10 protein-coding genes and 1 pseudogene are annotated in these 7,949 nt (G+C 40.3%); all 11 read left to right on the top strand.

Annotated features, from left to right (window positions below; translation table 11 throughout):
- Window positions 1-722, top strand: a 722-nt coding sequence (locus HRU42_RS19735; protein WP_295033660.1) for an RHS repeat-associated core domain-containing protein, incomplete at its 5' end; no start/stop codon positions are given.
- 340 nt (window positions 723-1,062) lie between these two features.
- A complete protein-coding gene (locus HRU42_RS19730; protein WP_295033658.1) occupies window positions 1,063-1,722 on the top strand; it encodes an RHS repeat-associated core domain-containing protein in 660 nt (219 codons plus the stop codon).
- The gene (locus HRU42_RS19725) at window positions 1,723-2,079 is read left to right on the top strand and encodes a hypothetical protein (RefSeq protein WP_295033646.1); all 357 of its coding nucleotides are present in this window, start codon (window positions 1,723-1,725) and stop codon (window positions 2,077-2,079) included.
- 587 nt (window positions 2,080-2,666) lie between these two features.
- Entirely contained in the window at window positions 2,667-3,743 is a 1,077-nt protein-coding gene (locus HRU42_RS19720) for an RHS repeat-associated core domain-containing protein (protein WP_295033656.1), read from the top strand.
- A gap of 14 nt (window positions 3,744-3,757) precedes the next feature.
- Window positions 3,758-4,234: an SUKH-4 family immunity protein gene (locus HRU42_RS19715; protein ID WP_185976903.1), complete on the top strand. Its 477-nt coding sequence runs from the start codon at window positions 3,758-3,760 to the stop codon at window positions 4,232-4,234.
- Between the two features lie 136 nt (window positions 4,235-4,370).
- Entirely contained in the window at window positions 4,371-5,573 is a 1,203-nt protein-coding gene (locus HRU42_RS19710) for an RHS repeat-associated core domain-containing protein (RefSeq protein ID WP_295033652.1), read from the top strand.
- Between the two features lie 15 nt (window positions 5,574-5,588).
- A complete protein-coding gene (locus tag HRU42_RS19705) occupies window positions 5,589-6,110 on the top strand; it encodes a hypothetical protein (RefSeq protein ID WP_295033650.1) in 522 nt (173 codons plus the stop codon).
- A gap of 270 nt (window positions 6,111-6,380) precedes the next feature.
- A pseudogene (locus HRU42_RS19700) lies at window positions 6,381-6,494 on the top strand (RHS repeat-associated core domain-containing protein); the annotation flags it as partial.
- A gap of 84 nt (window positions 6,495-6,578) precedes the next feature.
- Window positions 6,579-6,971, top strand: coding sequence for a hypothetical protein (locus HRU42_RS19695; RefSeq protein WP_295033648.1), 393 nt, complete (start codon window positions 6,579-6,581; stop codon window positions 6,969-6,971).
- Window positions 6,972-7,328 carry a hypothetical protein gene (locus HRU42_RS19690; protein WP_295033646.1) on the top strand — a complete coding sequence of 119 codons (357 nt, stop codon included), beginning with the start codon at window positions 6,972-6,974 and terminating at the stop codon, window positions 7,326-7,328.
- 455 nt (window positions 7,329-7,783) lie between these two features.
- The coding region (locus HRU42_RS19685; RefSeq protein ID WP_295033661.1) for a transposase family protein at window positions 7,784-7,949 on the top strand (166 nt) is incomplete at its 3' end.

The following is a 7,949-nucleotide window of genomic DNA, read 5'->3' as shown; positions in this document are numbered from 1 at the left end:
AGCCCTTTGGTAAACGCCTCGGCGGTGAGAAGGCGGGTCTAGGGTTTACCGGGCATCTGCAAGATGAAGATCTGGGTTTAACTTATATGCAGGCCAGGTACTATGATCCGCTGATCGGGCGGTTTTACTCGAATGATCCGATTGGATTTCGTGACATCCACTCTTTCAATCGATATGCTTATGCGAATAATAATCCGTATAAATATACGGACCCAGATGGAAGGGAAGTAAAACTTCAGTGGCATGAAGTTACAATATTGGGTATTGGATCAGGTAAGAACCATTCATTGTTGACTGTTACCCCAGACAATCCTAGCCATTTTAATAATTGGAATACTATTTCATCTATTGGTCAGTTGACTAATTCCCAAGGGCAAAAGTATGGAACTATGGGAGCGGGACCAAACGGTTCATGGAATTTGGAAAGTAACTATAACAGACCAACGGATGCCGCAGAACATACAGGTGGTATAACGATTACTCCACCAAATGGAATGACAGAAAATGAATTTGTAGATAAGTTAATACAATCGGAAGTAAATTATAAGGATAATTTAGGATACTCTTTTAATCCTAATGGCACAGATACTTTTAATTCCAATTCCTATGTCTCAGGCTTACTCAATGCCGCTGGAGTCGATCTTGGTGAAATTTCTGTACCAAACGGCCAAGGGTTTAATAAGCCAGTGCCTAAAGAATATTTTGAGAAGAAAAAGCCATGATTCATTTATATAAAAATATATTTCTCACATGTACTGCCGTAAGCATTATTTTATCTATGATAATCGACATTCTTCATTTGCAATATGATGACGGTGGACTCGGCGGCGTCTTATTTTTAGTATCACTAATTACAGGTTTTATCAGACTTCTGACGAGTGAGCTTTTGTCTCTATTTTCAATCAATATAGAAAGGAATGTTGTGGAATTGATTTTATCGCTGTTTATAGCAATAGTTTTGGATTTTATTGCGCGCACATTAATTGGAAGATTAATAAAAATCCGAATTAAGAAATAGTTCAATAAAAAAGGGGCAGGCACAAAATTTAGCCATCTGAACGGATGAAGACAATACCATCGTTATCGTTACGATGTGAGTCTTCATCTATCATTTTATTAGATATAGATGCACGATATTATGATCCAGTGATTGGGCGGTTTTATTCGAATGATCCGATTAGTTTTAGGGATGTGCATAGCTTAAATCGTTATGCCTATGCTAATAACAACCCATATAAGTACACTGATCCTGACGGAAATAATCCAAAGCTAATAGCTGACTTTGCCCTTAACGTCGCGTTAAACTATGTGACTACAGGCCAAGTAAATTTGTTAGGTGCGGCTAGGGAAACAATATCAGGTGCTCTTAACCCTCTTAAGACTTTAACAACGGCTAAAAAATTAGCTGCTGCGATTAGTAAATCTAGTACGCTTAAGCTAGGTAAATTTGCAAAAGAATCTATTCCTGCTCGCGGTAAGACGCGAAGTTTTAGAAAAGGTGAAAGAGACAAGATGAATGAGATTGGTAAAGAAAGCGGTTGTTATATTTGTGGATCCAAAGAAGCCGGTACTAAAAGTGGCAACTTCATTCTTGACCATCAACCTGCTAATGCACTAACCCCGTCTGGTGGCTCTCAAAGACTTTTCCCTCACTGTAAAACTTGTAGTGGAAAACAGGCAGGGGAAGTTACCCAAGTTAAGCGGAAGTTGAAAGAGGATTAGATGAACCATACATTATTAGAAGTTATGCAAGTACAACAGGAGTGCTGTGAAGGCTTTAAGGCTCAATATACGCCCTTGGAAGAAGATAAAATGGTCGTCATCTCTAAGGGAGTGTATGAAGGTCATCCTGTGGAAGGAGTCAGATATCCTGCACCTGAACATATGAGTGGTTGGTGGTTAACGACTGACTTATACAATGGAGATACCGATTCATTAAAAACAGTCCATTTTAGCCATATAATTGAAAATAGGCCGGAAATCGCTATTTATATGGCTTTACCTTCTGGTTATCGCTTTGTGCTAGGTGGAGAAGATGAACATGTATGGTTTGATGAAGATGCTGCTAAAGATGAATAGCTAATTCTTACATAAACTAAATATTCAAAACCCCGTAAGGGGTTTTTTATTGGCTCCAAAATTGAAAGCTACCGAGAACCAACGGAGTCAGATCAACTTGACCTTTTCCCTTATTATATAAAAAATGCAAAAATCCAAAGCAGTTAACTTCTTAGCTGCCTTGGCTTTTTTTGTTAGCGGCTATTTTCCTTAGCCGCTTCTTATCTTAGTTGCTTTACATCAGCCGTTACGCTGATTGCTGCTGTTTAATTAATGCGTCTAACATTTCATTACAATAAATCAGGCCAGCCATTGTTAATGGTGCATTTTCTTTCTCCGATTAAGCTTTAGTTACTGGTCGATTTAGGAGATTGTTATGCCCCTGCATATGCGCAAGGATGTTGATCACCTTTTCTCATCGAAGCTGATCACTCATTCTCATTCAAACTGATCACCCATTCTCATTGATGCTGATCACTATTTATAGTTAGTTTAACTTCAAATGATCTGACTCTGAACAACGAAGACACCCACAATTATTTCTTATCGGGTTAGTCATATGCGCCGCGACCTTGTCGCCGCCAATACAAGCGAGCCAAGGTCAGACGATGTTTATCCCCATCGCAGTGGGTGATATCACTATTTTTATTCCCATCATGCCCTCAAGCAGCAGTGGTAGTGTGACCGGCACTAGCACTGATGGTCGCTATGACTTAAGCTGGTCTGCGGTGAGTAATGCGAGTTATTATCAAATCATCATCACCGATGAAAACGGTACGCAACGCATTATTAAGGTGATCGGGACCCATTACTCGCTGGCTGGGCTGTCATTGGGCAGTAATAAGATCGAGATCCAAGCCTGTAATGCCAGCAACCAATGTGGTGTGAGTTACTTAGCGGGGACGGTATCGCGTAGCAGTAAGGTGCGCTATCAGCATACCGATATGCTGGGTACGCCAGTTATGGAAACCGATGAGTCAGGCTATGTGATCAGTCGCAGTGTGTATGAGCCCTTTGGTAAACGCCTCGGCGGTGAGAAGGCGGGTCTAGGGTATACTGGGCATCTGCAAGATGAAGATCTGGGTTTGACCTATATGCAGGCCAGGTACTATGATCCGCTGATAGGACGGTTTTACTCGAATGATCCGGTTGGGTTTAGGGATGTGCATAGCTTTAATCGGTATGCTTATGGGAACAACAACCCTTATAGGTATACTGATCCGACGGGGATGGCTTCAAATGACTTTATTGATGCTCAGAATCAGATCCGCGATCAAGGTTTTGGTGAAAAAGGCGTTCAAGCTTTTAACGAAGGCGCTAGTGATGTTGCAATGGAAGCGTCTGGTGCCAATGACCTGATTGACGCGGGTAGTCGTCTTGCGAGTGGTGATATATCCGGTGCCGCAGTTAGTGTGGCGATGGCTGTTAGTAAACCTTTAAAAATAGCCACAAAAGCTTCAAAACAGCAAGGGATGGTAAAAAAGGGTCAAACCCCAAAAGGTATAGAAAGGTTTCATTCGGCTGAGAAAAGTGTTCCTGATTCAAAAGAACATGTACATTTCAGTGATGGTACTTCTTTAAATGTTGATGGTACAGTACATGACAAAAAAGGTGGAAGCCCTAGCCCTACGAATAAACAACAAAAATTCTTAAAGAGTGTTAATTGGCCTACAAAGGTTGAATGAGGATAGTTAACGGTATGGAGAATGAATCATTTTGGGAAGATATCAAATTAATTAAAACCGATCAGTCTCTTTTGAGAACACTAGGTTTTTCATCACAAGATATCTCAGTTTTATCGGGAAAAGGTTTGCCAGAATGGGCCGCCCCTAATATGAACTTCGATATATTTGAACCTAGTGTAGGAAGGTTAAAATTAGGTGAAGATAGAGATGATCAAGATATATTTATATCATTAAATACATTCAAGGTATTATTCAGCGATAGAGAGTTGTTGGTAAATTCGAGTGTTCAACAGTTCAGAGGTACACTTAAGGTGTATGCCCAGATGATTGACAATGCAATTGAGGTTGACGAAGAATCAGTAATCAGTAACACAATCCCACGTCAATTGATTAATTCTTTTGCCACTGAACTGGCTCAATTAGACCCTCTAGCTGCATTGCCAGGTACATTTTGGATGAATGAAGTTCAAAGATTATTAACGAGTAAATAACTAAGAATAGAAATATTTTGAATCCAAAGTCTCGCTCGTCGGAAAACAACGAAGACACCCACAATTGTTTTTTATCGGGTTAGTCATATTCATTTCGACCTTGTCGCCGCCAATACAAGCGAACCAAGGTCAGACGATGTTTATCCCCATCGCGGTGGGTGATATCACTATTTTTATTCCCATCATGCCCTCAAGCAGCAGTGGTAGTGTGACCGGCACTAGCACTGATGGTCGCTATGACTTAAGCTGGTCTGCGGTGAGTAATGCGAGTTATTATCAAATCATCATCACCGATGAAAACGGTACGCAACGCATTATTAAGGTGATCGGGACCCATTACTCGCTGGCTGGGCTGTCATTGGGCAGTAATAAGATCGAGATCCAAGCCTGTAATGCCAGCAACCAATGTGGTGTGAGTTACTTAGCGGGGACGGTATCGCGTAGCAGTAAGGTGCGTTATCAGCATACCGATATGCTGGGTACGCCGGTTATGGAAACCGATGAGTCTGGTAATGTGATCAGTCGCAGTGTGTATGAGCCCTTTGGTAAACGCCTCGGCGGTGAAAAAGTGGGTCTAGGATTTACCGGGCATCTGCAAGATGAAGATCTGGGTTTGACTTATATGCAGGCACGATACTATGATCCAGTTATCGGGCGTTTCTATTCAAATGATCCTGTTGGGTATACGTACGCTAACCCTGTTATGTCTTTTAACAGATACCTGTATGTTAATAACAACCCATACAAGTATACTGATCCAAATGGTGAGTTTTTGTGGGGAGCTGTAATTGGAGCTGCTATCGATTATGGGATGCAGGTTGGCTCAAATCTATCTTCTGGGCAAAGTCTTGGTGATTCACTTACTAATATTGATGGTACAAGTATTGTGATTTCTGCGGGGCTAGGAATGGTTGGCAGCTTCGGTGGAGGTAAGGCTTTGACAAGTGCAGCCAAATTATTGAGTAACCAAACCAAAGGGAAAATAGGAGAAGGAGTAACAAGACTTGGTATTGCAGCTCGTGGTGAAAAAGTTATCGCTGCTCAGGCTAAAGCTGGAAATGTCCAGCAATTAGGGAATATTACAGGGAGGGCTGCAAACTCTAGACCTGATTTCGTAGTTCAAACGGCTTCAGGAGCTGTTAAAGTTGTCGAGGCTAAGTTTGGTACGGCAGGATTAACAGGCGCTCAACGTCAGCTTAAAAAACAAATCGGAAAAGGCGCATTTCAAGTTTCGAGAACATCCTATGATGATGTTGCTAGAGCGGGAAGTGCAACAGGTGCTGCTACTGGTGGTGCGACTGGGAATTGTGCTGCAAGTGCAAATAGTGCATGTAATTAGATGATGGTAAATAGTATGAATAAAGCACTAGATTCTTATATCAAAAGACGAAGAAAATGGATAAATAGCATCCCTGCGACTACAAAAAGTTTAGCTAATGAAATAGATGGTAATTTAGTCAAAAAGCTTCGAGAAAATGGATTTGAATTAGTCCCATATTGTATGGGGGATACCAAAAATCTTGTTGATAAGAGTGAGTCGTATCTTGAAAAGAAAGATGAACATTTTACTTATTGTATTTCCATAATGTTTGATAAATATGATAGGGCTGCTTTTCAAGTTAACTTACTAAAGCGTGAAAGTGAGAGATTACATAATATTGTGGACTCATCAAACTTGGTTGCATCCAATAATCAGTTTGTATACTTCTGGGGGAAACCTTGGTGGATTCCTTCTGCTTTTTGGTCTGAAAAATCTTCAAGTAATCTAATTTCTAAAATATGTAGTTATAGTACACAGATTTTAGACTTTTTTGAAACAGGAAAGAGAGGAAGTCAGTTAAGCCGTGAAATTATAGGTAGCCTTCAAAAAAATTGAGATTAAATGGGATCAGATCTTTTGATTTGAAATCAATCCAATAACCATCAGATAACTAAGCCCCTTATGGGGCTTTATTTTTGGCTGATTTTGAAGCCAAAGCAGTTAATATTTTAGCTGCCTTGGCTTTTTTGTTAGTGCACAAAAAGTGCATCTAGGGCAAAAAATTGATAGTGTAATAATCAGTTAGGAAAATGTTATTTAAATGATTGAAGTGCTTAGGGAAAATACTTTTATGAGCAAAAGTGTGCATCGGGGTCAGTAAACGCACGATACTATGATCCAGTTATCGGGCGGTTTTACTCGAATGATCCGGTTGGGTTTAACAACGTTCATAACTTTAATCGCTATGCCTATGCTAATAACAACCCATATAAGTACACTGATCCTGACGGAAATAATCCAAAGCTAATAGCTGACTTTGCCCTTAACGTCGCGTTAAACTATGTGACTACAGGCCAAGTAAATTTGTTAGGTGCGGCTAGGGAAACAATATCAGGTGCTCTTAACCCTCTTAAGACTTTAACAACGGCTAAAAAATTAGCTGCTGCGATTAGTAAATCTAGTACGCTTAAGCTAGGTAAATTTGCAAAAGAATCTATTCCTGCTCGCGGTAAGACGCGAAGTTTTAGAAAAGGTGAAAGAGACAAGATGAATGAGATTGGTAAAGAAAGCGGTTGTTATATTTGTGGATCCAAAGAAGCCGGTACTAAAAGTGGCAACTTCATTCTTGACCATCAACCTGCTAATGCACTAACCCCGTCTGGTGGCTCTCAAAGACTTTTCCCTCACTGTAAAACTTGTAGTGGAAAACAGGCAGGGGAAGTTACCCAAGTTAAGCGGAAGTTGAAAGAGGATTAGATGAACCATACATTATTAGAAGTTATGCAAGTACAACAGGAGTGCTGTGAAGGCTTTAAGGCTCAATATACGCCCTTGGAAGAAGATAAAATGGTCGTCATCTCTAAGGGAGTGTATGAAGGTCATCCTGTGGAAGGAGTCAGATATCCTGCACCTGAACATATGAGTGGTTGGTGGTTAACGACTGACTTATACAATGGAGATACCGATTCATTAAAAACAGTCCATTTTAGCCATATAATTGAAAATAGGCCGGAAATCGCTATTTATATGGCTTTACCTTCTGGTTATCGCTTTGTGCTAGGTGGAGAAGATGAACATGTATGGTTTGATGAAGATGCTGCTAAAGATGAATAGCTAATTCTTACATAAACTAAATATTCAAAACCCCGTAAGGGGTTTTTTATTGGCTCCAAAATTGAAAGCTACCGAGAACCAACGGAGTCAGATCAACTTGACCTTTTCCCTTATTATATAAAAAATGCAAAAATCCAAAGCAGTTAACTTCTTAGCTGCCTTGGCTTTTTTTGTTAGCGGCTATTTTCCTTAGCCGCTTCTTATCTTAGTTGCTTTACATCAGCCGTTACGCTGATTGCTGCTGTTTAATTAATGCGTCTAACATTTCATTACAATAAATCAGGCCAGCCATTGTTAATGGTGCATTTTCTTTCTCCGACTAAGCTTTAGTTACTGGTCGATTTAGGAGATTGTTATGCCCAGGGCGAGATCGCGAACGTTTTTTGAGCAAAAACGAGCCTGATTTGACGATCTGATGCAATTATGATCTTATACTCTCTTTTGGGGAGTAAATCATGCATATAGACACGTTTAAGCAGCATTTCAACGCCATGGATGATCAACGACAAAGCGCCAAAGTTACCTATCCACTTTTTGATGTTTTATTTGCCTCTTTATGTGCTGTGATCGCTGGTGCTAAGGGATGGTTTGATATCCGTGAGTATATCCTAGGCCATCGTG

The sequence above is a fragment of the Shewanella sp. genome, assembly GCF_013214165.1.
GTDB lineage: Bacteria > Pseudomonadota > Gammaproteobacteria > Enterobacterales > Shewanellaceae > Shewanella.
The sequence above is the reverse complement of the archived record's forward strand: the minus strand, read 5'-3'. Positions and strand labels throughout refer to the sequence as shown.